We start from the raw sequence: 26,708 nt of genomic DNA, 5'->3' as shown, positions 1-26,708 counted from the left end.
AAAGTCGGGATAGTGTATTTGTTATCTCGTGTCTGATCAGAAAGTCACAGTTGCAAAGCCTGCCCAGATTTTTCTTCGGGGGCTAGCGAAGTCGCCAAAAACGAAGTCCCGATGCTTTGGGATGAGTATTTTGGCGGCAAGCGTAACGACGCAAATGGTACTTTATGCACAGACACTTCTATTTAATTGACATTGCAGGAACCACAAATATAAAAATCTGTTCGGGCAACGTCCAGTCATATTTTTCTTTTTACTCCTTTACAACAGATCCGGTTAATCTCAACAACAAGGTGCTTTTTTTCGGATCGTTGGAGTAAATAGTAACCGATTTATTCTGGCGTCCACTCATGCCCCTTGAATTAAACTGAGCAACAAGCTTGGTGCTTTCACCCGGTTCTATTACTTTTTTCTCAGGCTGAATAGCGGTACATCCGCATGAAGCCCTTATTTTTCTGAGAATAAGTTTAGAGTTCCCGTTGTTTTTAATCATAAAAGCATGGGAGACTTTCTTACCCTGTTCAATCTCACCAAAATCAAAGACACGATCGTCAATCTCAATAACAGGAGCTTTAGCCATCTCCTCGTCTGTCCATTTAGAAAAATCTTCCTCAATGGTAGCACTAACGCTTAGACGGTTTCGGCGATTGCTTTGGCCATTCATTTTAAGATAAACCTGATCCACAACAAAACCCCAGTCATTTTTTATGGAAGCATCGTAAGTAGCAACAATTTTACCTTCCTGTCCCGGGTTTAGAGTTTCAGGAACCATTTTAATTGACAAATGTTCAGGAATCCCCTCAAAGTCGACACGCACTTTTTCGTCAGAGCTGTTAACCAAATCTAATTCTTCAGTTTTCACTTCTTTGGGAGCTATACGGGTAAAAGAGAGATGTGAGGACTTTAAACGGATGTTTCCCATCTTCCTGGGGTAAATATCCTCAATTGTTTTTTCTTTTGGCAATACTTTTCCGGTTATCCGGAGTACAATGGTAGGTTTCTCTCCATTTGTGGTTACAATAACTGATTTATTAAAATTCCCCGGCCTGTTTCGGGGATCAAAAGTAGCTTTAACAAAGCCTTCTTTGCCCGGCTGAACCGGTTGCCTTGTCCAATCCGGACTGGTACAACCACAGGAAGCACGAACATTGTGTACAATTAAAGGCTGACCTCCTGAATTGGTAAAACTAAATGAGTGGGTAACCTTACCCCCATCTTCTTTAATTTCCCCAAAATTATAAACTTCCTCTTTAAATTCGGCCTGGGCCCTATCCTTTTGACTGAAGGCAGAAGCTCCCAAAAATGTAAAAATTAAAACAAGAAATAACTTATTCATTGTGTTTATTTTAATTATTGTACTTAAAAGGATTAAACATGCAACAAATCCCTCTAATTCTGGGCATTTTTATGTGTTTCCTTTCATTAAATAGTTTCGACTAAGTTTTTATTGCAGCCATAAAACAACTTAAAATCAAGCTACCTGAAATAAAACCAAAAATTGAATATTACAGTTTTAGGGTTTTCTGATGATTGCAATACCACAAAGCTAATAATAATTTTAATTCCTGAACATCTCCAAAATCATGCCAAGCCAGAGTCTAACACAGATGATTTTCAATTATTAACAATTATCTTCTTTTTTCTCAGAGTATATAACAATAGATCGTTAGATTTTTAGATATTAGATTTAAGATGAATCATATAGTGTTAATAAACAGGGCCTTAGAGCAATCATGCGTATAATTCCAAAAAGTTGATTTATAGCCTTTTAAAAACGTTTAACGGAGTATTGATATAAAACTCTGGCATTTTAAGCAATCATCAATTAGAGGTTTCTATCCTGATTTATTGAAAAATCAGCTACTACAATGTCCAACTATCTGCAAGACACCAGTGTCCTCATCAAATCAGACTTGAAAACAGGTTACTCTCTCCTGTTCCAAATTTGATTGCAGTTGCTTGTATTTTTTGATATTTGAACATTTCATTACGCAATAGATCGTTAGATTTTTAGATACCTGCCTTACGGCAGTCAGGTAAGATTTAAGACGAACCATATAACACTAATAAACAGGGTTTTAAAACAATAATGCTTATAATTCTAAAAAATTGTTTTATAGCCTTTTACAATCCCGAACCATCGGGATAACGGAGTATTGTTACGAAAACTCATGAATAAAACAAGTTATTCTGATATCAACCATCCATTTTTTTGGCATGAATAAGGCTTTTTATCATATCGTATGAAACCACTACCTTTGTGGTTATTCTTGCCTAAACAAATCATTAACTATCGAAAACATGAATGAAGTTCAGTTTTACCCCGACCTGAATAACCTGCCCCTAAATTGTTTCGGGGAAATTAAACTTTTAAAAAAGTTTTCACTGAAACTTAACAATCTGGGAGAGACAGAATTAATTGCTGAATTATCCGGGCTTAGCAATTTTTTGCCAATTTACTTTTGTCATTAAACAAAGTATTGGTAACAGACCTGAAGCTGACAAGGTCCATTGCCAATAACCCAAAAAAGAAATGCAAACAAGATGGAAGATTTAAAACAATCGATAAAAACGCTCACCAAAGAGAATCTGGAAAAAATTATAGCCCATCGCCGGCATATTCATCAGAATCCGGAATTGTCATTTGAGGAAAATGAAACTTCAGCCTATGTTTCTGCACAATTGACGGAAATGGGAATACCGCACAAAAAAGGCATAGCCGGAACAGGTATTTTAGCTACCATCAGCGGAAAAGGAGAAGGCAGAACCGTGGCGTTGAGAGCTGACATGGATGCTCTGCCTATTCAGGAAGATACCGGCCTTTCATTCTCCTCTCAAAACAAGGGAGTGATGCATGCGTGCGGACATGACGCTCACACTGCAGCTCTTTTGGGTGTTGGACAAGTCTTGAATCAGATAAAAGAGCAATGGAATGGGACAGTTCTGTTGCTGTTTCAACCCGGTGAAGAAAAATTCCCCGGAGGAGCCAGCCTCCTTTTGGAAGAAGGAGCACTTGATGACCCAAAGCCGGATCTCGTAATCGGCCAACATGTTTTACCCGACATGCCGGCAGGACAGGTAGGTTTTAAACCCGGCATGTACATGGCCTCAGGCGATGAGGTTTATCTGACAGTAAAAGGGAAAGGCGGGCATGCAGCTTTACCACACACCCTCAACGACAACATATTGATAGCATCAAACATCATTGTCTCTTTGCAGCAGATTGTTGCCAGGATGGTTCCGGCCAATATTCCCACAGTACTTTCTTTTGGAAGGATTGAGGGACTGGGCGCCACTAATATAATCCCCGAAAAAGTGGAAATTGCAGGGACCCTGCGAACCATGAATGAGGAGTGGCGGTCAAAAATCAAAGATAAGATCAGAGAAATGGCCTCCGGCATTGCAAAATCTATGGGTGCAGAATGTGTTGTAGACATAAAGGATGGTTACCCGGTGGTACATAACCATGAACAATACACCAAGGACGCACTGGGATTAGCAAAAGATTACCTGGATAAAGACTCAGTTGAAGAGATGGATATTCGCATGACAGCAGAGGATTTTGGCTATTACACACACCGGTTCCCATCAGTATTTTACCGTTTTGGTGTGGCGCAATCCGGAAAATCTACCGGGGCATTACACACACCGGGACTGAATATCAATGAAGAAGGCCTGGAAGTCGCTACCGGAATGCTTTCCTGGCTCGCTGTGAATTTCCTGAATAAGAAATAATTTATGAACATTCAATTTTCGATGTTTAATAATAGTCTTTTTTATAACTTTGTATGTTTTAAAACATAGTTATAGAACACAGACAGAAAAATGGGGACTAAAAAAGGGACACTCAGAGAACCTACAATCAAAGATATTCCTCAGCTGTTTAATGTGCTGACGCCCGAGGAACAAAAATATTTATTGACCAATCACACCACACTTCGATATCGTAAAAACCAAATAATTTATCAGGAGGGTGAACGGCCGACAGGGCTTTTATGCATTGGCTCGGGTAAGGTAAAGATTTACAAAGAGGGAATGATGGGGCGCGACCAAATCGTAAGAATGGCCAGTGGTCCCGGATTCATTGGCTACCGGGCTCTTTTTGCTCACGAAACCCACATTGCTTCAGCTGTTGTTTTCGAACCTTGCGTAATTTTCCATGTAGCCAGGGATGTGATCATGAAATTAATGAAGTCGAATAATGACCTCTGCATGAACATCATCCAATCATTTGCCACCGAACTTGGTTTTGCAAGATTCAGAACTGTATCTTTGACTCAAAAGCACATTCGCGGAAGACTGGCTGAGAGCTTATTGGTATTGCGTGACATTTACGGTTATGAAGCCGATGGACATACCCTTGGCATTTACCTTTCAAGGGAAGACCTGGCCAACTTCTCAAATATGACAGCTTCTAATGCCATCCGGACTTTAACCACTTTTGTAAAGGAGAAAGCATTAACTGTAGACGGCCGCATTATAAGGATCCTGGATGAACAGAAACTGGAGCGTATTTCAAGGTTGGGGTAGTTAAACGAAACCAAATAAGAATTAAACCATATGAGGCATTTTAGAGAAAAGAAGTTAGAGGTTAGGACATAGATGTTAGAAATAATTCATTGAACCTTGAATTATGTCCAGACCATTCGACAAAAGGCACAAAAGAGATCATAAGGCTTTTGAACCATATCAGCCTTAAAAGAACATTGAAGGATTGTTTGTGGCATAAGGCTTAAAAAAAGAAGATTGAATAGCTTGGTTACTCTCATCTTTCCCACTCACTCTTTAAAATAAACTCTTGAAACCCTTCTGGATATGCTGGTCAGAATTTCGTAAGGAATAGTATCCAGTTGCCTTGCCAGATTAGTGAGCGGATAATCGTCACCAAAAACAACCACCTCATCTCCTTCATCGGCCTGAATTCCTGTAATATCGACCATACACATATCCATGCAGATATCCCCTACTATCGGGGCCAGCCGTCCATTTACCATCATCTTTCCTTTGCGGTTACTCAAATGGCGATTCAAGCCATCGGCATATCCAACAGGAACAATCCCAATAAAGCCATCCCGGGGTAGTGCTCCCGAGCGGTTGTATCCAATGGTTTCATTACTGGCCACAGGTTTAATTTGTGAAATATAAGATTTTAAGGTCACGACATTCCTCAAATTCTCAAGCTCTCCAACCCCAAATCCATAGAGACCGATGCCAAGCCGGACCATATCGAATTTTGCATCCCGAAACCGCTCTATTCCTGCACTGTTTAAAATATGCATCCAAAAATCTGCATTCAGCTCTGATTGAAGATATTTACAGGCTTGCTCAAACTTCTGAATTTGCTGGAAAGTAAATACATCGTGAGTTTCATCACCACTTCCGGCAAGATGCGAAAAAACTGACTTAACCCTTAAAGCGGGCATTTTTTTCAATCTCCGGACGAGTTCTTCCATTTCACATTCAAGAAAGCCCATCCGGTTCATACCGGTGTCAATCTTTATATGAACCGGTACCAAACCAGGCCCATCAGACTCCACTACAGAATTGAACGCCTCAAGCACCCTGAAATTATAGATCTCCGGTTCAAGATTGTAATCAATCATCTGCCCAAAACTCTTTTCCTCGGGGTTCATTACAATAATGGGCGTAGATATGCCTGCCCGGCGAAGCTCCATCCCCTCATCCGCAAAAGCGACCCCCAGATAATCTACATTTTGATGTTCAAGCGCCGCAGCTATCTCGTAAGATCCACTGCCATAAGAAAAAGCTTTGACCATAGCTAATACTTTGGTTTCAGGGCCCAATTGTTTCCTGTATTGATTCAGGTTATGAACCATGGCATCCAAATTGATTTCCATGACCGTAGCATGACGTTTCAACTCCAGGCGATTGACAACGCGCTCGAAGCTAAACCGCCGTGAACCTTTAAGCAAGATAGCTTCGCCACTAAAATGAAAGGAAGGCAAAGCGTGAAGCAACTCTTCTGTAGTTTCGAAAAAGCCTGCACTTTTTTCAAAAAGAGAGGCATATTTCATTAATGAGGGCCCAACCCCAATAAACCGGTCAATCTGCTTCTCTTCTATAAGTGTTGAAACCAAAGGATAAAGTTCGTGATCCGGAATGCCTGTTTGTAACAAATCTGACAGGATGACGGTACGTGCCACTCCCTTTTTCCGGCTTTGCTGTACCAGGAAATCAAGGGCTACCTCCAGTGAAGTAAAATCTGCATTATAAGTATCATTAATCAACAGGTTATTATTGATTCCTTCTTTCTGCTCAAGCCTCATGCCTACCGCTACCACCGTGGCCATTCGTTCTTTTATAGTTTCTTTGTCATAACCCCTGTAAAGCAAAAACAAAATCACCGGTAAGGCATTCTCAACACTTACCCTGTCTGTGAATGGGATGGCTATTTCAAAATGCTCCTTTTTCCATTTTAGTCCCAACCTCATCTGATCCCCCACCTCAGCTTGGGAAATCAATTGCAGAGCAGCCTTTTCAGCACGCCCCCAGGTTAGCAGCTGTTTTTCAGAAAAACGAGAAATCATTCTTTCATCTACCATCTCCTGATCACAGCCATAGAAAATGACTTCCACACCTTCAAACAGATTTAATTTCTCCTCCAGTTTTTCTTCCAGAGACGAGAAGTTTTCCTGATGTGCAGGACCAAGAGTTGTAAAGAGTCCCAATGTGGGCATAATACTATTTTTCAACCGCTTCATCTCCCCCGGCAAAGAAATTCCGGCTTCAAAAATACCAAGTTGCGATTGTTCGTTTAAATGCCACAAAGAAACCGGCACCCCTACCTGACTATTGTAACTGCGCGGTGATCTGGCGATGAACACATCACTGCCCATCATTTGGGTAATCCATTCCTTAACAATGGTTTTCCCGTTGCTTCCCGTAATTCCTAAAACCGGGATTTTAAACCTTGAACGATGAAAAGCTCCCACTTGCTGAAGGGCATACTTTGTATCTTTCACTTCAATCCAATTGGCTTTTTCGGCTATGTCGGCAGGAATCTTTCCTTCTTCCACAACAAAATTGGGTACTCCCTTTTTGAACAGCTGCAGTATAAACTGATGTCCGTCGTGCCGGTTCCCTTTCAAAGCAAAAAACAAAGTTTCTGAAGCATCGTATACCGAACGGCTGTCAATTAGCAATCGTGACACTAAGGAGCCGGCATTTTGGGTCAATTGACCATTACATGCATCAGCAATTTGTTGAAGTGAGTATGTAATCATTTTTTAAAGTATTTATGATAACAGGCACGGCATACGGCTTCGTATGTGCCTGAAGCGCCGACTTCCACTAACTTATCGCTGGTCGAAGTACGTAAAGAATACTGTGCCAGATCTCCGCAATGCATACAAATGGCATGAACCTTTGTAACATATTCAGCACCAGCCATCAGATTTGGCATTGGACCAAAGGGCTGACCTTTGAAATCCATATCCAAACCGGCCACTATCACCCGGATTCCTTGTCCGGCCAATTGATTGCAAACCTGCACAAGACCTTTATCGAAAAACTGGGCTTCATCAATTCCAATCACATCTACATTGGAACTCAACAATAAAATATTGCCGGAACTTTCCACAGGAGTTGAGCGAATACTGTTTGAATCATGAGACACCACCGCATCTTCGCTATATCTGTTGTCGATCAGCGGTTTAAATATCTCCACCTTCTGACGAGCAATTCCTGCACGTCTCAACCTTCGAAGTAACTCTTCTGTTTTACCAGAGAACATAGAACCCGCAATAACTTCAATCCAGCCACGTTTTTCTGACTTATCGACCTTGTTTTCAAGAAACATTGAAAGAATAATTTATTTTCGCACTGCAATCACTACATTTGCAAATGTAACGAAAAATGGGCCTCAAGCTATTATGGAAAAAGATGCTCTTCTGGAAATATTAAGTCACGACCTCAAAGAGGTAGACAGTCTGATACAATCAGTAAAAGGTAACAAAAACCTTTCACAGGCTTTTTTTAAACTCAGTCGCAACAGAATTAAAAGCATCCTTGAAGAACTGGAAATGCTTGAAGAACTTTCCGGGGTGGAAAAACCAGCTGATGCAGAAATTTCCATTTCAAAAGCTTCAGCAAAGGTTAAGGATACGCCAAAAATTGAAGACAATCAACTTGTGCCAGATGAAGACGTTCCTCCTTTAAAGGAGTCGATTCCGGAAGTAACAGAGGATAAAGAGGCTCCTGAAGAACCAACTCAACCCATAGAAACACCGAAAGACACTGCAAAGGTTGAACCTAAAGAGGAAGAAAGTAAGCCGGGGCCAGAACCTGAGGTGGAACAAGAAACTTCTTCGCCAAAAGAGGAAATCTCAACACAGGAGCCTCCCAAAGAGGAACCCTCAGAAAAACCTCAGCCACAAAAATCCCCAAAGGCACAGGACTCCAAGAAAGAATCAAAAGTCTTGGGAGAAAAGCTAAGTACCGGAAAGTCTTCCTTTAATGAACGAATCGCCCAAAATCAAACCGGCAATGGCAAAAAACGTTCTTTTACTACACCTCCAATTTCAGATTTAAAGAAAGCATTGGGCATAAATGACCGCTTCTTTTTCCAGCGTGAGCTTTTCGGAAACAATACTGATTTGATGAACCAGACACTTGATCAACTGAACGAAATGAATGGCATTAATGATGCCCAGAATTTCCTTTTGGCCAACTTCAACTGGGATCCCGAAAATGAAGCAGTGCATAGATTCATGGAAATTGTGGAACGCAGATATTTCTAACATCCTGTTATGAGCCAATTATACGTTGTTCCTACTCCGATAGGAAACCTTGAAGACATCACCCATCGCGCTGTCCGCACTCTTAAGGAGGTGGATTTTATCTTAGCTGAAGATACCCGTACATCAGGAAAGCTATTGAAACATTTTGAAATCAACACCAAAATGTATGCCCATCACAAATTCAATGAACACGCAGCAGTTGAAAAGGTAGTTGGTCGTCTCGAAGGTGGTGAAACAGCAGCTTTAATCTCTGACGCCGGCACTCCCGCTATCTCTGATCCCGGATACCTTGTTGTAAGAAAATGCATTGATGCCGGTATTAAGGTAGAATGCTTACCCGGACCAACAGCCTTTGTTCCTGCCCTTGTAACTGCGGGATTGCCTAATGATAAATTTTGCTTTGAAGGTTTTTTACCAGTCAAGAAAGGACGCAAAACCCGTTTGGAACTGCTTGCTTCAGAGCCCAGAACCATCGTTTTTTACGAATCACCTCACAGGTTGATAAAAACAATTAAGCAATTGGGTGAAGTTATGGGATCAGGCCGCCAGGCAGCAGTTTGCAGAGAAATCAGCAAGGTGCATGAAGAAACTGTTCGTGGAAGTCTTAAGGAACTGGAAGAGCACTTCTCAAAAAATCCCCCCAAAGGTGAAATTGTTTTAATTGTCAATGGACAAAAAGATTAATACCTTTGTGTAAAGCGTATTGTTGTACTTAAAGATTTTCTTTTGGGGCCAAACAATATTCGGGATATTTTTTGCGTAATCCCATAACATATTTTCCATAAACTTAAACCTGGAAACATGAAAAAGGTAATTTTTATATTAATGATCATTCCTCTTTTCTGGCAATGCCACTCCGGACCGAGCCGTAAAGAGCTGAAAGAGCAAAATGATTCCCTGGCACAACTTTCCGCCAAAAAGGATTCGCAGATGAACCAAATGGTCAATACCATTAGCGACATTGAAGCCACCTTACGCGTAATAAAGGAGAAAGAGCAAATTATTGCGTTAAAGGCCCAACAGGGTGAATCGGGTGAGGAAACGGCCAAGCAAATCAACGAAGACATCAGATTGATTTATGATTTGATGGTTCAAAACAAAGAACGGATTGAAACGCTTGAAAAACAACTCAAACAGTCGGGTGTTGAAACCAGCCGTTTGAACAAATTGGTTTCTAACCTAAACGAAGAGCTCAAGCAAAAGAATGTAGAAATAAGGGAGCTTAATACTTTGCTTAAAGAGAAAAATGCCGAAATCGATGACATGAATTACGTGCTCACGGACATGGAAATTTCTCTGGATTCCATAAAAACGGCCAATGAGGAAGCCCGTTCGCAACTCAAAGAGACTAAAGATGATATGTACACAGCATATTACGCAATAGGCTCAAGACGTGAACTTAAAGACAAGAACATCCTCGACAGGGAGGGATTTTTATTCTTTGGTAAAACCGAATTGCTGAAAGATGACTTTGACAAAGAGTATTTTGCTGAAATAGATATCCGTCAAACGGACAGCATTCAGTTGTTTCAACCTAAAGCAGAAGTTCTCACTTCTCATCCTGCCGGCTCATTTTCAATCACAACGGAGGATTCCGGAAATCAGACTTTGGTAATCAATGACAAAGATGACTTTTGGAGTATTTCAAAGTACCTGGTGGTCGAGGCCAAATAAAAGCTCTTTTCTATACTTATTAAGGCCCCTCCGGAGTTATTCCTGCAGGGGCTTATTTTTTTATACACACAATCATGCCATACAAACATCTCTTTTTTGATCTGGATCATACTTTATGGGACTTCCACACTAACCAGATAGCTACCCTTAAAGATCTTTTTGAAAAGTATAAACTCAATCGAAACTTCAAAGATTTCAACGAGTTCTTCGAAATCTATATGCCCATTAACTTAAACTTATGGCATGAATACCAGCAGGGAAGAATTCCTAAGAAAGATGTTAAAGTAGGTCGGTTTTACCAGACTTTTTTGAAGGCAAATTATGACGATATGGCTACGGCTATTGCTTTTGCTGATGATTTTGTCAAAAACAATTCGCTTCAAACCAATGTAATTCCCAATGCTTTTGAACTACTTGACTACCTGAAGCAAAAAAAATATCATTTGTATATTATCACCAACGGTTTTAAAGAAGCCCAGCACACAAAAATGGAGCGCAGCGGCTTAACCCCCTATTTTGAAAAGACTTTTATATCCGAAGACATTGGAGTAAGCAAGCCGCACAAAAAATTCTTTGAACATGTGGTAAAAACAGTCAATGCCAAAAAATCTGAAAGCCTTGTAATTGGCGACAGCCTGGAAAATGACATCAAAGGTGCACGGGAATTTGGAGTTGACCATGTTTTTTTCAACCCAATGGAAACCGCTCATAACGAAAAAGTCTTTAAAGAAATCAAAGCTCTGAAAGAACTGATTGACTGGTTGTAGGCCCACAATTACCTAAAATGGCGCTTCTTTGTCAAACCCGGATGGCGGTCCGTCAAAACCTCCGCCGGCCGGAGGTTTATTATTTCCTGCAGGCCCTGCATCTTCCTCATTCATTTTAGAACTAAACGTCATCGGAGCCGATTCACCATTACCCGGATCAAAACCTTCACCAGCTGAGGGCAAACTTTGTAATTCAGGATCTTCAAACCGGGCCAATTCCTTACGGAACCGCAACCTGACATCTCCGGTGGCACCATTACGGTGCTTGGCAATAATTACTTCTGCCATTCCTTCAAGCGAATAACCATCGGCATCTTCAAACAAACCGTAATACTCGGGACGGTGAATAAAACACACCATATCCGCATCCTGCTCAATTGCCCCTGATTCACGAAGGTCGGCAAGCTGAGGACGTTTTCCTTCAAGCCCGGAACGGCTTTCTACTCCACGGTTTAGCTGGGACAGCGCCAAAATGGGCACATCAAGTTCCTTGGCAAGTCCCTTAAGCGAACGCGAAATCATACTTACCTCCTGCTCACGGCTACCCGGATTCATCCCTGCGGCACTCATCAACTGAAGGTAGTCAATAATAATAATTTGGATATCGTGCTGTTTTTTGAGACGTCGACATTTGGCCCTTAATTCAAAAACTGAGAGTCCCGGAGTATCATCCACAAAAATAGGCGCACCCATCAATGAGTGAATCTTAGAATCGAGTTGTTCCCATTCATAGGGGGCCAGGTTACCATTTTTAATTTTCTCACCGGGGATTTCCGTTTCCCCCACAATCAAACGGTTGACCAACTGAACATTAGACATCTCCAAAGAGAACAAAGCCACAGGTTGCTCGTGGGCAACGGCCATATTCCGGGCCATGGAAAGTACAAATGCCGTCTTACCCATCGCCGGACGAGCAGCAATAATAACCAGGTCTGAAGACTGCCACCCGGAAGTCATCCTGTCCAATCCTGTAAACCCGGAAGGTACCCCACTCAAACCATCAGTCCGCTGACCCGCCTCGCGAATTCTCTCAATAGACTCGGTAATAACAGGATCGATCTGGGTTACCTCCTTTTTCATGGTCCCCTGCGAAAGCAGATAGAAGCTGTTTTCAGCTTCATCAAGAAGGTCATTCACATCCAGAGATTCATCGTACGATCGGGTTTGAAGATCGCTGGAGATGCGAATCATTTCACGTTGTAAATACTTCTGCCAGATAATGCGGGCATGATATTCGATGTGAGCTGCAGAAGCAACACGGCTGGTGAGCTGAGAAACGTAAAAAGCCCCGCCCACTTCATCCATTTTACCGATTTTCTTAATCTCCTCCGTTACCGTAAGAATATCAACCGGTTGCTCGTGGAAGAACAGATTGGAAATAGCCTGAAAGATGTGTTGATGCGACTCGCGATAAAAGCACTCAGGCTTCAGAAGTTCGGAAACAGCAATAAATGCATCCTTCTCCAAAAGCAAAGCACCCAAAACCGCTTCTTCAATCTCTACTGCCTGAGGGGGCATCTTCCCCATTTCGGCATCTACCTGAGCCGGAGACTTTCCTTTATTGTTATTTCCGTAATTACTTTTCTGAGCCATGACAAATCTAATTCTGTCTTATTATAGAATATTCAATTCTTTTTAAAATGAGTTAGTGCAGTTCAATCACTCAATCTAACATCGCTTTCTCTTTATCTAGGGAGCGCTGAAAAACGCCTACTTTATTAGCGTTTAAAACTTTAAATCATATCAACAAACTCCTAAGTGCAAGGTTATTCCACATCAAACTCGGATTTCTTTGCAATTAATCATAAAAAAACAGCTAATCAAAAGAACAAAATTTGCTGCACCGCCCGAATCTCGAAGTATTTCAATACTCCTTCGATAGGGCGGCTTGTAAATTTTGCCCTTTTGACTTTTTCAGCAGTCCCTATCTAAAGATAAAAACAATCCCATACGAATTCTGCCAAAAGGGGAACAAAGTTAGAAAAAATTGTGTCAGCAAATAGTTTAATAATCTATGAAAATATGGATTTTGATTCTTATCGGCAGACACATAAAAACATACCAATTGATATCGACTACGAAATTATTCAGAGTAAGTTTTCTTATCAACAAGTGATCTTATTTCAGCTTTTTCCTCTCTAATTTTGAATGATCAGTTAAAAATCACTTGGCAGATGAACTAAGAAACAATCAGAATTTGGGAAATAAGGGCAGTAAAGCGGGCAAAATAGGTTTTAGTTCTAAAAATGGGAGACGAAAATAAGCACAACAGCCAATCCGGTTAGGAACAAACCATACCATTTTTTGGGAAGGGGGTATGGCTATTAAGCATTTTGGACCTATTAAAACAAAAAAGTTGCCGCGAAAAAAACCTGGTGTCAAGTCAAGTGTAGAATGTCGGTTAAGCTGCCGCTATTTTTCACCTTGTGCAAATCAACAAAAAAGTAAGCATAGCCGTAGCTATGTGAGTCTTTTTTTTGAGAAGCAAAAGGTAGAAAGAGCAAGGCTTGGGCCGTCAGACTATGCTTGACTTGACACTATCTTAACCTGTTGAATTCATTTTTATATTCAAATAGTCTCCGCGACAACTTTAGATATCAAATTCTACATCGCTTCTTTGAAGAGTTCTCCTGCCCTGGTTGGAGTATAATCCCAGTCTTTGATGAGCTGAGGCGACCAATCGGGATCAAAAACCCAGGCCACCCAGGAAATGCCTTTTTCTTCAAAATATGTGGTGATGGTATTGCCATATTCTTCATCACCCAGACAAGGTATATGGGCTCCTTTTTGCTCAGGATACATATAACCTATTTCTGTGGCAATAAGCGGGTAATTTTCTGCTACAAATCCAAAGTCTTTCTCCCATTTTTCGACCCACGGTTTTTCTCTTTTCTGCGGGTATGGATGGGCCACATAAGCAATATTCTCAGCCGGAATCGGGTTATCACTGACCGGTGTCAAATCATAAGCCCAGTTAAATCCTCCCACCAACGGAATGGCATCGGGACTATTGGCCCGAATCACATTGATAATATCCATCACCATATTACTCCATTGATCCCACGAAAGAGTTCCCAACTGACCATTAAAAGTCGTAGGTTCATTAAACACCTCGTAAAGGGCCACAGCAGGTTCGTCAGCATAACGGCGCGAAACGGTGTACCAAAAGCGAAGAGTTTCGCGCATGGAAGTATCATACATATCTGCCTGATATAGATCGGTTCTGAGGTTCCCAATCGAATGCCAGTCAATAATGACATATAGCCCTTCTGCCTTGGCCCATTCGATACCCTGATCCAGTAACTTCAGGTAATCATCACTCCCCCATTCTCTCCAGGCCCCGGGGTGAACCGGCAAACGTACAATATTGGCTCCCCATCCTGCGAGCTCTTCAAACAATTTCGGTTTCCATTGCCCCTCTTTAACCAAGCGATCAGGGTCGGCAATATTCAAACCTTTAAAAACGATGGTTTCGCCTTCTTCATTGACAAACTTATTGCCATCCACCGAAATGCGTGACAATTCATTTGTCCAGGCAAACGCTGATATGGCTATCACCAAAAGGGACAGAACCATAATAACTTTTGATCTTTTCATAAGGACTTCTAAATTAGTTGAGTGACAATTAAGTGTATCTAAAACACTTTAACAAATATAAACAATTTGAGGGGATAATAAAATTGATTTTTCACAAAAACTTCTATCTTTACTGAACCTAATTCAAATATTATGAAAACTATATTCTTAATTTTTTGCCTGAGTCTGTTTTCCTACGCCAAAGCCCAGGAAGCAAATATTTCTGATAAAAAAGTAGGAGTCTCTTTCACATTTGCCGGTAAAAATGATGTAATCAACACCGAAGTTCTTGATGGCGCCGGATCTACCTATGGGGAGGGGTTCTTCTCCATTGGCTTAAGCTATCAACGGGATATGGCAAAGGACTGGCTAAAATTCAAAACCGGACTGGAATATTCACATCAAAAGATAAGAAGTGAACCTGCTTTTAATCCCAACATTGAGCTAAGACCTACCTTTTCAAGCTTTTCTCTGATAACCATTCCTGCTACTTTTAAAGCCCGGTTTTTAAAATTCCTTTTCGTTGAAGGAGGTGGAATTATGGATGTTTACACCGGCCCTGACGCAAAAATTGACAGTCAGGCAGGCATTGGTTTTGAATTAGGGTACGGCCTTCAGCATGAAATAAAAAGCGGATGGACTTTTACCATTCACCATTATGCCAGAATGCATTCCTTGCTTTCATTTATGGGAAATGGTCAACAGCACGTCTGGGAAAACGGAATAAGACTTGGAATTTACATGCCGTTTTCGGTTTTTCCCGGGAAAGAAAATTAATTCTAAGAGTTACTGACTACAATTCCAATGTAAACACAGCAGGTTAATACTTTCAGCTCCAAAAAACCTCCAACATCCTGTATAATAACTTTTAAGACATAAAAGAGAATGTCTCAAAAGTCCAAATTAGCTGTCATTCTGAGCTTACGAAGAATCAGGTCGTTTGATAAACAGATGTTTCGACTATGCTCAACATGACAAGCTTTTAGGGTTCTATCCTTTTGAGACAGCCACTTTTTTTGCTTCACAGAACTCAAAAAATTAATTCTCCTTCTCAAATGAGAACAACCAGTCAAGCAATCCCGGCTCACTGAAGGCCGGATCCCAACTATTGTGATTGGCATAGGGATAAAAGGTATAACGGGTATCCACATTACATTTTTTCAATACATCATAGACCTGTCGAGAGTAAATTGGGGGAACCACATCATCCTTTCCACCATGGAAAAACCAGACAGGCACATGGCAATAAGTCTCTGCCAAATCCGGATCATGGCCACCGCAAACAGAGATAGCCGCAGCATATTTTTCAGGCCAGCGATAAAGAAATTCAAGGGTACCGATACCCCCCATCGACAACCCCATAATATACCTTCTGTCCGCATCCACCTTGCCCGAAGCTGTTAAATCTTCAACCAGCTGATTAACCATCAACGAAGGCCAGGGAGCAGAATCACCCAAAGGGAACCAAAATTCCCAAACGCCTTCGCTGTTCTTCTTTTTTTCACGGTTGGTCCACATAATACCGGGCGGACACTGGGGAAACAAAACGATGGCCTCACGGGTGGTATTCCAATTTTCATCTACAAACAAATCAGCTCCATGAGTGAGTTGTCTCTCATTTTTTACACCTCTTTCCCCTGCTCCGTGCAAAAACAGCACCAGCGGATACTCTTTATCCTGCTTCATCTCTTCAGGATAGAGAATCCGGTATTTTAAGGTATCACCATTCCGGATAAAATCTTTTCTTTCATATTTGCTATAGTTATCCTGGGCAAGCAAAGTACCTGTACCAGCCAATAGCAAAAGAGCAATAAAATTTGCTTTAAATAATTTCTCCATAGTTCAACATGTTTTTTTTGCTTGTTTTAATTTTCACTCTGTAAACCACAAACTGCCCCCCGTTGCAAAAGGGGGCAGCATCATGGCCCTGCATGAAATGTAAATGTCGCCAGGGCAGATTAATTCTTATATTACTCCTTAATCAGACCACGATCCTTATACTTCTGAATATAGTATTGATCCAATTCTTTGGAGTCTTTGTACTTCTTCCTGGTTTCTTTTAGTTTTTCGGTCAATTCTTTCACCACATCCTGATAATCCGGGTCGTTGTAAACGTTGTTCAATTCCATCGGATCATTCTTGCGGTCGTAAAGTTCCCACTCATCAATGTCGTAATAAAAATGAGCCAACTTGTAGTCTTTGGTTACAATTCCGTAATGACATTTAACCATATGAAAACCGGGGTATTCGTAATAATGATAATACACAGCATCGCGCTTCCATTTTTCAGGCTGGCCGGCCAGCAGGGGCATCAGACTCTCTCCCTGCATGTCTTCAGGTGCTTCAATTCCGGCGGCTTCCAGAAATGTCTGCGCAAAATCGAGATTTTGCACCATTTCATCAGTAACCGAACCTGGTTGGACTTTTTCAGGCCACTTGATCAGGAGTGGAGTCTTGAACGATTCTTCGTAGATAAAACGCTTATCGAACCACCCATGTTCACCAAGATAAAAACCCTGATCAGAGGTATAAACAACAATGGTATTTTCGCTTAATCCATTTTCATCCAGATAATCCAATACTCGTCCCACGTTTTCATCCACAGCTGCAATACATCCGAGGTAGTCCTGCATGTAACGCTGATACTTCCAGCGCATATAGGCAGAGTCGTTCATATTAGGATAGAGTTCACTGAACTCCTCGTTGATCGGGCCATAAACAGCATCCCATTCTTTCTTTTGCTCCTCGGTAAACCGGTTATACTTGCTTTTAAAGACCCTGAATCCCCATTCAGACATCTCTTCAATGCCCAAATCCTTAGCCAATTGGGGATAGATTTTATTATCTGCAGAAACAGTCATATGCTTCAGCAGATTCATTTCAGCTTCCTTGGCAGCTGTTCCACGCCCCGCGTAGTCGTCGAAAAGAGTTTCAGGCTCCGGGAAAGTGCGTTTGGTAAACTCCTTGTAATGACGGGGTGCCGGTAACCACTCCCGGTGAGGGGCTTTGTGCAGGTAGAAAAGCATGAATGGCTTGTCTTCTTCGCGGCGATTATCAAACCAATCTATCGTTAAATCGGTAATGATGTCCGTCACATATCCCATTATTGTAGTATCGCCCTTATCGGTTATAAACCTGGGATTGTAATAATCCCCTTGTCCGGGAAGTATTTTAAACTCATCAAATCCCTTAGGGTTATTGCCAAAATGGAGCTTTCCAAACATGGCCGTCTGATAACCATTCTCATGCAAAATCTGGGGAAACGTTACATTGGTGGTATCAAATGGAAAGACGTTGTCAACCTTGCCATGAATGTGTGTATGCTTGCCCGTGAGAATGGTTGCGCGGGATGGAGCACAAATAGAATTGGTCACTGAAGCATTGGTAAATAACATGCCTTCATCAGCAATACGGTCGATATTGGGCGTTTCAATTAATTTATCACTATAAGCACTTATGGCCTGGTAGGCGTGATCGTCGCTCATTATGAAGACGATGTTAGGCCTTTCCTGTTTGGTTTCTTTTGCCTTACACGAGAACATTAAACTAAGCATTGCTGCAAAGCTAAATACCGTCGTAACTTTAATTAAATTTTTCATCAGTATAAAATATTTTAAGTTATTGGATCCTGAAACTCTCTCTACCCCTCGTTTGCAACGAGGGGTTCATTAACTCTCGTCTTAGAAGAGTAATTATTTAAAATCATAGCACGTTTAGTCTCATGTCAAAACCGGAAATGGACATTTAAACAAACTGTCGTCACTGATGACTTGAAAACACCCCCTCGTTGAAAACGAGTGGGAGTAATGATCCTCTTTAGTCCACCTCAATTTCTTTACCATATCGCTTAAACCCAAGCCTCTTAAGGCCATTCAGAACATCTTTATTCTTCATAAAGTTTTCCCAAAGCAGCCCTGAACGATGGTTCTCAATCATGATGATAATAGGGCCCTGATCAATGCCTATGTATGTCTTGCGCACCTGATCTTCAGGGTTATCCGAGACATTTAGATTTATTCCATCATAAAAACCATAAGGTCCCCACAACTCTTTGCCATAGTTTCGGTAAAGGTTCTTCAGGACTTTCATGGATTCTTCAGGCGTATATGGCATAGAAGAAAGTGCGGCTGTTGGGGTAACCGTTCCCTGATCACGAATATACCCCGGCGCATGGGCAGTATACCCCTCAGGCACACGATCACCTGCTGTGAGCCCCCAGAAATCTTCGCCATAGCCTTTATAGTTATATGGATTATCGATGCAATAAGCACGGTTTATCAAGGTATGCCTGCGGTTTTGCACCCAGTAATTGGCGTATTTATCAGACAACCCCCTGGGATCGAGCCCCAGATAGGAGTAATGGGCAAAAAACAACGGTCCACCATACCAACGCTTGTTGCCTAGTGGCAGTATCATGCCAAAGTATTCGGTGTAATTGGCAAAATTGGGATTATCCCAGCCAGCCCAGCTTTTGTGGTAAGCTTCTTCGGGAATGGGGTGAGTAGGCGAACAAACTCCAAGAATGTAGGCAATAAGACATTCGTTGTAACCACGGATGCCATGATCCTTGGCAAAACCGTAGTCGGGCGACCAGTGCCATATCAACTTATTGCCATCGTTGGTGTACCAGTCCCATTCCATATCATGCCAGAGTTGAGTGATTCTTTCACGGAGCTGCTCTTCTTTCTTATTATCAGCATTAAAATACTGCTTTGCGGTAAGTAGTCCCTGCATCATAAAAGCACTTTCAACGATGTCGCCACCATTGTCCATCTTGCCAAACTCGCGAACAGTGCCAGATTCAGCATTGTACCAATGGGCCCACATACCATGAAACCGAGCGGTATTCTGAAGAAAATCCGTAGCATGCAATAACCGGTCAACGGCCTGCTCACGGGTTATCCAACCCCGTTCTGCAGCTACAATAAGGGTCATTACGCCAAAACCGCTGCCCCCGATGGTAATAATATTACCTTGTTTGCTTTTGGTACGCTCATGTGACAAACCGGTATTGGGCTCACCAAAATCCCAGAAGTAACGAAAAGTATACCTCTGAACCATCTCCAGGAGTTCCTCATCAGTAAAGTCACGTACTGATGCCGACAAAGGTCCTATGGCTTTCCGTTCGCTGCCATTAATTACAGGCACCAGCTTATAGCTCAGTTTTATATTGCGCCCTATATCAGTGACAAAGTCGAGGTAATAATCATCACTGGTCTCCCCTCTTAATTGAAATTCTCCATTTGCCCCTGCGGCTGCATAAATGCGGTAAAGGTCAACTTCATCGTCCTGATCCCAGTTAAGTTCTACATGACTGTCGTAGCCTTTAACCTTAAACTCATCCTGGGCATGGATGCAGGAAAGGGAACCTGCAAAACCCAGTATTATTGTCAGTAAAAATCTCATTGTGTTGATTAATTTGATGATTAAAAATGTTGGCCCCCGTCAGGAACCAGGGGTGTTTGGATCTGGTCTTCCCAGGGTTATCAAGATTTGCCCCCTGCCTACCGGCAGGCAGGCTTTCAGGGACAAAAACAACCTTCCCTTATTCATTTACATTAAACGTTCAAGGCGAGTAACCCGATTCTTCTCTCCTTCTGCCCTCGTTTGCAACGAGGGGTTCTTCAGCTCTCGTCTTTGACGACGGATAATGTAAAATCAAAAAACAGATCATTACCACCCTCACCATTTTAGAAAAACATATTAGTGGTCACATACAGCTACTTAGAAGTCCAGATTTGATGTCATTCTGAGCTTGTCGAAGAATCTTTTCCTTTAATAAACAGATGTTTCGACTACGCTCAAGATGACACGCTCTTGGAGTATTATACTTTTTGAGACACCTCTAAGCTAAGCTACTCAACCTCAATAGCTTCAGTCTTTTCCGAGATTCCGTTTTCGTTAAATGCTTCAATTGAGAAGTAATACTTTGTATCACGGTCAAGACAACGCATAAAATGCTCGTTGACATCATAAACCAGCCATGAGTGATATAATTTATCAGGAGCAATACCCCAGCGGATGTTGTACCCTTGAGCTCCTTTCACCGGCTTCCAGGACAATGAAGCATCGCGGCGGTCCTCCTCGCGATTGACAGTAAAGTCTTTAACTTCTGCAGGCTTTTTACCAAAACCTTTTCCGAATACCCTAATCTCGGACAATGCCAGATTGTTACCCGGAACTTTCACATTGTTGTAGCGGACAAACTTCCCTTCCACAGGTTGATTGAGCACAATGTAGGCATTAGGGGCATCCTTGTAGCTGTCACTTCTGTCAACCACCGTTTCCCAGTTTTCTCCATCTTCAGATACCTCCAGAGTAAAGCGATGGCGCAATCCTTCGACTCGTGTATAGATACCGGATTCATGATCGTGGAAATTCAATTGAAAAGCGTAAATTTTGCCAGGCTCCTTCATTTCAACTTCCACCCATTGCTCATCGTTGTTGGCTTTGGCTACCCAGTATGACTTGGGGCTTTCATCCGTAAGAACTTCCGAAATTATTTCCCCTTCATCATTTTTTTTCAGAGGCATTTCCACTATATCAAACTCCACCCCGTCAGAAGTACTTTTCCGGATCTGCATCTCGGATGAGGACACGGTGGTGCGTCCTTTATAGGAGAGCAACATCCAACCGCAATGCTCACCCGGTTTGGTTGGATGATCAGGTCCAAAACGCGGATAATCCCCATAATGGGTATTCGAATGCATCAGCCCTTCATCATCAAAATAGGTAGGGAACATGCAAAGCCGGCGTTCCCACTGTGAATTGGAAGCCAGGGCCATGGTGGCAAAATGCCAGTACTGCCCATTGGTTTGTTGCATGGTCATGCCATGACCGGCCCCGTTGGTAAAACCACCGGGCTTGAAGCTCATGGGGTTGTTCTTCATATACTCAAAAGGCCCCAGTGGCGAGTCGCTTACATAAGCACCATCGCCATAAACATTGAATTGCGTGCCGGGGGCGGCATATTGAAGGTAATATTTACCATTATGCTTGGTCATGGAGGCGCCTTCCATATAGCCCTCTTTCAGCGTTGGGTGAAAGTTGTTTTGGCCAAACCGTTCCCAACCGTGCTCAGATTCTACCAGGTTGATCAGCTCCTTCGTCACGCCGGTTTCGAGAAAACGGTCATCCTTATCCAACATTTTTACACGGATAGGGTGAACATTGGAGGAACCCCAGTACAGGTAGGTTTTTCCATCGTCGTCGATAAACAACTCAGAGTCCTGGATATTGTAACTGATAGATGCCGTAGGTTGCCACTTCCCGGCTTTAGGATTATCGGTATAGAGGATACTTCCATATCCGGCCGGATCGCCTGCAAAGTAAATCACCGAATCTTTGTAATTAAAGGCAGTAGGTGCATTACAACCTTCAAAGAACCACTTTTCGGGTTTAATAAAGTGCCAATTAACCAGATCGGTAGAATGCCAATAGCCAAACGAGCGGGTAACAAACATGTAATATTCGCCTCTGAACTCAACCACCGCCGGATCGGCACCTGATCTGTAAGATTGATTTTTTGCTGAATTGTAAACCATATAGGTGTAGTCGATATCCAGAGGATTGCAATATGTTTCCGGTATTATTTCCTGGGCCTGCAAAGCAGAACCCAGGAGTAAAAATACCGATGCAAGTATATGACTTAATTGCTTCATCATTTCTTTTTTGATTACTCAACCAATGAAAACTCAAGATGGTTAGATTCATCTGATGAACTGGCTGCCAGCCATGCTTCAAACTCTCCTGTTTCAGCCACCCATTCCATATCGATGTTGTACATCTTCAGAGTTTCTTCGTCGATGGTAAACTCAACGGTTTTGGTTTCCCCTTTTTTGAGGTTTATCTTTTTAAAGCCTTTGAGCTCTTTAACCGGGCGTACTACTGTTCCTACCTTATCGTGGATATACAACTGCACAACCTCTTCTCCGTCCATATCCCCGGTATTGGTAACCTCCACTGAAGCAGTAATGCTGCCACCTCGCTCCAATTGATCAGAACTGATTTTGGCATTGGCATACTCAAAGGAGGTATAGCTCAAGCCATATCCAAAGGGATACAAGGGGGTATTAGGACTATCAATGTAAAAAGATTTATAGTCTGTGGGATTGTTTTCATCAAAAGGACGTCCGGTATTTTTCACATTGTAAAAAATAGGAATTTGACCAACATTGCGCGGGAAAGTCATCACTAACTTGCCTGAAGGATTATAATCTCCTGATAAAACATCAGCCACAGCATGGCCGGCCATTATTCCGGGGAACCATGCTTCCACAATGGCATCTACATTTTTTTCTTCCCATGAGAGGTCTAAAGGACGACCATTAAACAACACGAGCACAATGGGTTTTCCGGTCTTTTTCAATTCTTTAAGCAACTCCCGCTGATTGCCGGGAAGAGTGATATCTGTACGACTGGCTGCTTCACCCGACCAATGAAACTTTTCTCCCATGGCTACCAGAATCACATCGCTATTTTCAGCAATCTCAACCGCCTTTGCAAACCCGCTTTTATCAGGAACCTCAGTTGTAGATACTTTTTGTGTTGAACGGTCAATAACAGGTAATGGGGTACCCTGTGCATAAGTAAAGGTGACCCCTGAGTCTTCATATTTCTCTTCCAGACCTTCCATAAGCGTAACAGACTTGCTGCGATCTCCTTTAATGGCCCATTCTCCGTTAAGACTTTCTCTTTCTTTCACAAAAGGTCCTATAAGTGCAACCCGCTTGGTTTCTTCTTTCTTTAAAGGAAGAACACTGTATTCATTCTTTAACAAGACGATAGAACGCTGAGCTGCTTCCCTGGCCACCTTAAGGTGTTCGGGATTCATGACCACTTCCTTCTCACGCTCTGCATCGCAATATCTGTAAGGATCATCAAATAAACCAAGTAAGAACTTCATTTCAAGAATACGGGAAACAGCCACATCGATCTGCGCTTCAGAAACCTTTCCTTCTTCCACCAACGATTTCAGGTGTGTAACAAACCCCTCACTTATCATATCCATGTCGATTCCGGCATCAATGGCCAACTCGGAAGCATGCTTCAAATCGCGGGCAAAACCATGAGGTACCATTTCCATGATAGCCGTATAATCGGTAAGCACCATTCCGCCAAAATTCCACCGGTCACGCAGTATTTCCTGAAAAAGATATTGGTTTCCTGTACAGGGGACTCCATTCAAATCATTAAAAGAAGTCATAAAGGATGCTACTCCCTCATCTACGGCTGCTTTAAATGGAGGTAAATAGATTTCATGAAGCGTACGATCCGACATATCCACCGAATGATAATCCCTTCCGGCCTGGGCTGCACCATATCCTACAAAGTGTTTGGCGCATGCCATCATGGTATTGGGTTTGGCAAGGTCAGTATAGTCTTCAATTCCCTGAAAACCTCTCACACGAGCACGAGCCACCTGAGTTCCGTAATAGACATCCTCTCCGGCACCTTCCATCACTCTTCCCCAACGGGGATCGCGGGCAATGTCAATCATTGGTGCAAAGTTCCAGGCGACTCCCGATGCAGTAGCTTCTTCTGCTGCAATACGCGCACTCTTTTTCATCAACTCAAGATCCCACGAACAGGCCTCAGCCAAAGGAATTGGAAAAGTCGTCTCCAAACCGTGGATTACATCAGCAGCAAATAGCATTGGTATTTTTAATCTGGAGTGTTTGAGATTTTGTTCCTGCAACATTCGAAGATGATCGGCCCCAAATACATTAAAAGTACTCCCAATCATTCCTTTCTTTAGATATTCTCCGGATTTTGTATCTGCCACCTCGCCAGTTGTGGCAAAGTTCCCGGAATACTGATTCATCTGTCCGATCTTTTCCTCCAGGGTCATCAGGTTCAATAGCGAATCCACTTTTCTTTCTACAACCTGATCCCCACTGTAGCTCTGCCATTGGGTAGCACTGCCCTGACCTTCAACCTTTCCACATGAGACAAGGACCAAAACAAAGCCCAATATTACTATCGACAACTTCACTTTTTTCATAATTATATTTTTTTATCGTTTTACTATTTTAGTTGCTAATTATTAAACATCTACAATTACCTAAAAAGAACAACTATTCAGGTGCATGCTAATATGGACTGACAGGGATTATTAAGTCCTCAGGAAAGCATTCACTTCTTCAAAGTAAATCCATCAATTCCTACCAAATAACCATCGGAATACCCCGCAGACCTGGAATCTTTTCCAATCAGTTCTATCACCAGTTTATTGATTCCTTTCTTTAGCTCCACATTATCAAATTTCACCGGCCCGGTAGGTTCAATGCCATTGTTGTATCCATCAACCAAAGGACCAACCGGCTTGCCGTTTACATGCAACCTGATGATGCCATAATCTCCCGCACGGGTGAAGAATCCTATTAATTCATAAGAACCGGATTGTTTCAATTCCAGAGGAAGGTTCAACCGGTCTCCGGGACGGGCTTCCACCCACCATAGCTGGGCGTTGTTTCCCCATTGTTTTTTCTTTGACGGCATTTCCTGAATCCTTAGGCGTCCCCCTGTAACCATGGATTTATCCATTAAGTTTTCAGCCTCAATTTCAGGGGTTCGGATGGTTCTCACCGTTTTCTCATGGGCTTCCTTCAATGCTGTAATTTTTTCGATTATTTCAGGATGACCTTTTGCCAGGTTTATTTTTTCAGAAGGATCGTGTTCCAGATCATAAAGAAGAGGTGGATTGTGATAATTCAGCGGACCACTTGGGTAAGACGTTTGAGTAATATAATGTGCCTTCCATTTTCCCATTCGGACTGCAAATACCAGGTTTCCCCGATAAAACATAAAGGGGTCATGACTGGATACTTTATTGCCTTTAAGCAAAGGCAGGATGTTTTCTCCGTCTAATAACTTTTCAGGCAAAGAAACATCAGCCAAACTGGCAATGGTAGGCAGTAAATCCAGGGTGGTGGCCACATTTTCGTTAACCACTCCTTCCGGGATATGCTCCGGCCACCTGGCAATCATGGGCACCCTGTGACCTCCCTCCCAACTGGTTCCTTTGCCTTCTCGAAGTAAGCCTGCTGATCCCCCATTTTCCTTTTGTACCAGCCATGGGCCATTGTCGCTGGTGAAGATTACCAAAGTGTTTTCATCCAGCCCAAGCTCCTCCAGGGTTTTAAGAACCTCACCAGCACTCCAGTCAATCTCCTCAAGCACATCACCATATAAACCCCGCCTGCTGATGCCTTCAAAATCTTTTGATGCAAACAATGGAATATGAGGCATGCTATGCGCCAGGTAAAGAAAGAAGGGCCGATCCTTATTCTCCCGGATAAACTTAACAGCTTCTTCGGTATATCGTTCTGTAAGAGTATGTTGATCTGCCGGTCGCTCAATAATTTCTTCATTGCGCATCAACGGCACATTCCAGTATCCCTGTTTTCCATCTTTAGCAGGAACATAGTCCATATCATTCGAATAAGGAATTCCGTAGTATCCATCAAATCCCTGTGCCATGGGCAGGTATTCAGGCAGATGACCTAAATGCCACTTACCAACTGCTTTGGTTGTATAATCCCTTTGTTTCAGAACTTCTGCTATGGTGACCTCCTCATGAGGCAAGCCATTATCGTTGTTGGGAAACAAAACACGCCCCTTCATTATGCCCTGAACCAATCCGGTACGAACAGGGTATCTGCCTGTCAGCAACCCTGCTCTACTGGGTGTACAAACTGGTGCGGCCACATAAAACTGAGTGAACCGCATCCCCTCATCGGCCATCTTATCTAGCCGGGGAGTGCGAATGGTGGGATGTCCATAGCAGGAAAGATCCCCGTATCCCAGATCATCGGTAAAAATGATAATGACATTGGGTGATGAGTTATTATCAAAAGTTCCGGTAGCATGTAGATCAATCCCAGCAGAAACTCCAATCAAAGACACGAAGAAGAAGAATATCCTTTCAATCATT

18 protein-coding genes are annotated in these 26,708 nt (G+C 42.4%); 7 read left to right on the top strand and 11 right to left on the bottom strand.

Translation table 11 applies throughout. The features are described 5' to 3' along the window. Positions 1-250: 250 nt before the first annotated feature. The gene (locus tag DDZ16_RS15015; RefSeq protein WP_109265307.1) at positions 251-1,333 is read right to left on the bottom strand and encodes a DUF1573 domain-containing protein; all 1,083 of its coding nucleotides are present in this window, start codon (positions 1,331-1,333) and stop codon (positions 251-253) included. Positions 1,334-2,541: 1,208 nt separating this feature from the next. Here DDZ16_RS15015 and DDZ16_RS15010 point away from each other — a divergent pair. Then, positions 2,542-3,732, top strand: coding sequence for a M20 metallopeptidase family protein (locus tag DDZ16_RS15010; RefSeq protein WP_109265306.1), 1,191 nt, complete (start codon positions 2,542-2,544; stop codon positions 3,730-3,732). Between the two features lie 90 nt (positions 3,733-3,822). Further along, positions 3,823-4,527, top strand: coding sequence for a Crp/Fnr family transcriptional regulator (locus tag DDZ16_RS15005; RefSeq protein WP_109265305.1), 705 nt, complete (start codon positions 3,823-3,825; stop codon positions 4,525-4,527). A 248-nt stretch (positions 4,528-4,775) separates the two neighbouring features. Here DDZ16_RS15005 and DDZ16_RS15000 read toward each other — a convergent pair whose 3' ends face one another. Together DDZ16_RS15000 and DDZ16_RS14995 are read right to left on the bottom strand one after the other, a co-directional pair. After that, positions 4,776-7,241, bottom strand: coding sequence for a bifunctional UDP-N-acetylmuramoyl-tripeptide:D-alanyl-D-alanine ligase/alanine racemase (locus DDZ16_RS15000; RefSeq protein ID WP_109265304.1), 2,466 nt, complete (start codon positions 7,239-7,241; stop codon positions 4,776-4,778). After that, positions 7,238-7,816 (bottom strand): thymidine kinase, encoded by a 579-nt coding sequence (locus DDZ16_RS14995; RefSeq protein WP_109265303.1) that lies wholly within the window; start codon positions 7,814-7,816, stop codon positions 7,238-7,240. Before DDZ16_RS14995 ends, DDZ16_RS15000 begins: the two co-directional genes overlap by 4 nt. A 73-nt stretch (positions 7,817-7,889) precedes the next feature. On the opposite strand from DDZ16_RS14995, the gene DDZ16_RS14990 reads away from it, so the two are divergent. From DDZ16_RS14990 to DDZ16_RS14975, 4 genes are all read left to right on the top strand, one after another. Beyond that, a complete protein-coding gene (locus DDZ16_RS14990; protein ID WP_109265302.1) occupies positions 7,890-8,756 on the top strand; it encodes a hypothetical protein in 867 nt (288 codons plus the stop codon). Between the two features lie 9 nt (positions 8,757-8,765). Then, positions 8,766-9,440, top strand: a complete 675-nt coding sequence (rsmI, locus tag DDZ16_RS14985) for a 16S rRNA (cytidine(1402)-2'-O)-methyltransferase (protein WP_109265301.1) — start codon at positions 8,766-8,768, stop codon at positions 9,438-9,440. A 117-nt stretch (positions 9,441-9,557) separates the two neighbouring features. Next, on the top strand, positions 9,558-10,430 hold the full coding sequence (locus DDZ16_RS14980; RefSeq protein WP_109265300.1) for a Cbp1 family collagen-binding glycoprotein adhesin: 873 nt from the start codon (positions 9,558-9,560) through the stop codon (positions 10,428-10,430). A gap of 74 nt (positions 10,431-10,504) precedes the next feature. Beyond that, entirely contained in the window at positions 10,505-11,197 is a 693-nt protein-coding gene (locus DDZ16_RS14975; RefSeq protein ID WP_109265299.1) for a YjjG family noncanonical pyrimidine nucleotidase, read from the top strand. Positions 11,198-11,209: 12 nt separating this feature from the next. Here DDZ16_RS14975 and dnaB read toward each other — a convergent pair whose 3' ends face one another. Next, the gene (gene dnaB, locus DDZ16_RS14970; RefSeq protein ID WP_109265298.1) at positions 11,210-12,790 is read right to left on the bottom strand and encodes a replicative DNA helicase; all 1,581 of its coding nucleotides are present in this window, start codon (positions 12,788-12,790) and stop codon (positions 11,210-11,212) included. Between the two features lie 1,011 nt (positions 12,791-13,801). After that, positions 13,802-14,794 carry a glycoside hydrolase family 5 protein gene (locus tag DDZ16_RS14965; protein ID WP_109265297.1) on the bottom strand — a complete coding sequence of 331 codons (993 nt, stop codon included), beginning with the start codon at positions 14,792-14,794 and terminating at the stop codon, positions 13,802-13,804. 132 nt (positions 14,795-14,926) lie between these two features. Between DDZ16_RS14965 and DDZ16_RS14960 the strand changes: the two genes are divergently transcribed. Continuing rightward, positions 14,927-15,550 carry a hypothetical protein gene (locus DDZ16_RS14960; protein ID WP_109265296.1) on the top strand — a complete coding sequence of 208 codons (624 nt, stop codon included), beginning with the start codon at positions 14,927-14,929 and terminating at the stop codon, positions 15,548-15,550. 261 nt (positions 15,551-15,811) lie between these two features. On the opposite strand, the gene DDZ16_RS14955 is transcribed toward DDZ16_RS14960, so the two are convergent. From DDZ16_RS14955 to DDZ16_RS14925, 6 genes are all read right to left on the bottom strand, one after another. Further along, entirely contained in the window at positions 15,812-16,612 is an 801-nt protein-coding gene (locus DDZ16_RS14955; protein ID WP_109265295.1) for a carboxylesterase family protein, read from the bottom strand. 131 nt (positions 16,613-16,743) lie between these two features. Continuing rightward, a complete protein-coding gene (locus DDZ16_RS14950; protein WP_109265294.1) occupies positions 16,744-18,372 on the bottom strand; it encodes a sulfatase family protein in 1,629 nt (542 codons plus the stop codon). Positions 18,373-18,589: 217 nt separating this feature from the next. Beyond that, a complete protein-coding gene (locus tag DDZ16_RS14945; protein WP_109265293.1) occupies positions 18,590-20,179 on the bottom strand; it encodes a glucoamylase family protein in 1,590 nt (529 codons plus the stop codon). Between the two features lie 449 nt (positions 20,180-20,628). Further along, positions 20,629-22,437, bottom strand: coding sequence for a family 43 glycosylhydrolase (locus DDZ16_RS14935; RefSeq protein WP_232526731.1), 1,809 nt, complete (start codon positions 22,435-22,437; stop codon positions 20,629-20,631). Positions 22,438-22,448: 11 nt separating this feature from the next. After that, complete coding sequence (gene bglX / locus DDZ16_RS14930) at positions 22,449-24,776, bottom strand: beta-glucosidase BglX (protein ID WP_109265290.1); 2,328 nt, start codon at positions 24,774-24,776, stop codon at positions 22,449-22,451. Positions 24,777-24,907: 131 nt separating this feature from the next. Beyond that, positions 24,908-26,707, bottom strand: coding sequence for a sulfatase family protein (locus DDZ16_RS14925; protein ID WP_109265289.1), 1,800 nt, complete (start codon positions 26,705-26,707; stop codon positions 24,908-24,910). Position 26,708 lies beyond the last annotated feature (1 nt).

The organism is Marinilabilia rubra (assembly GCF_003121985.1).
In the GTDB taxonomy this organism is placed as follows: Bacteria; Bacteroidota; Bacteroidia; order Bacteroidales; family Marinilabiliaceae; genus Marinilabilia; species Marinilabilia rubra.
Note: the sequence above shows the minus strand (reverse complement) of the source record. Positions and strands in the feature narration are given on the sequence as shown.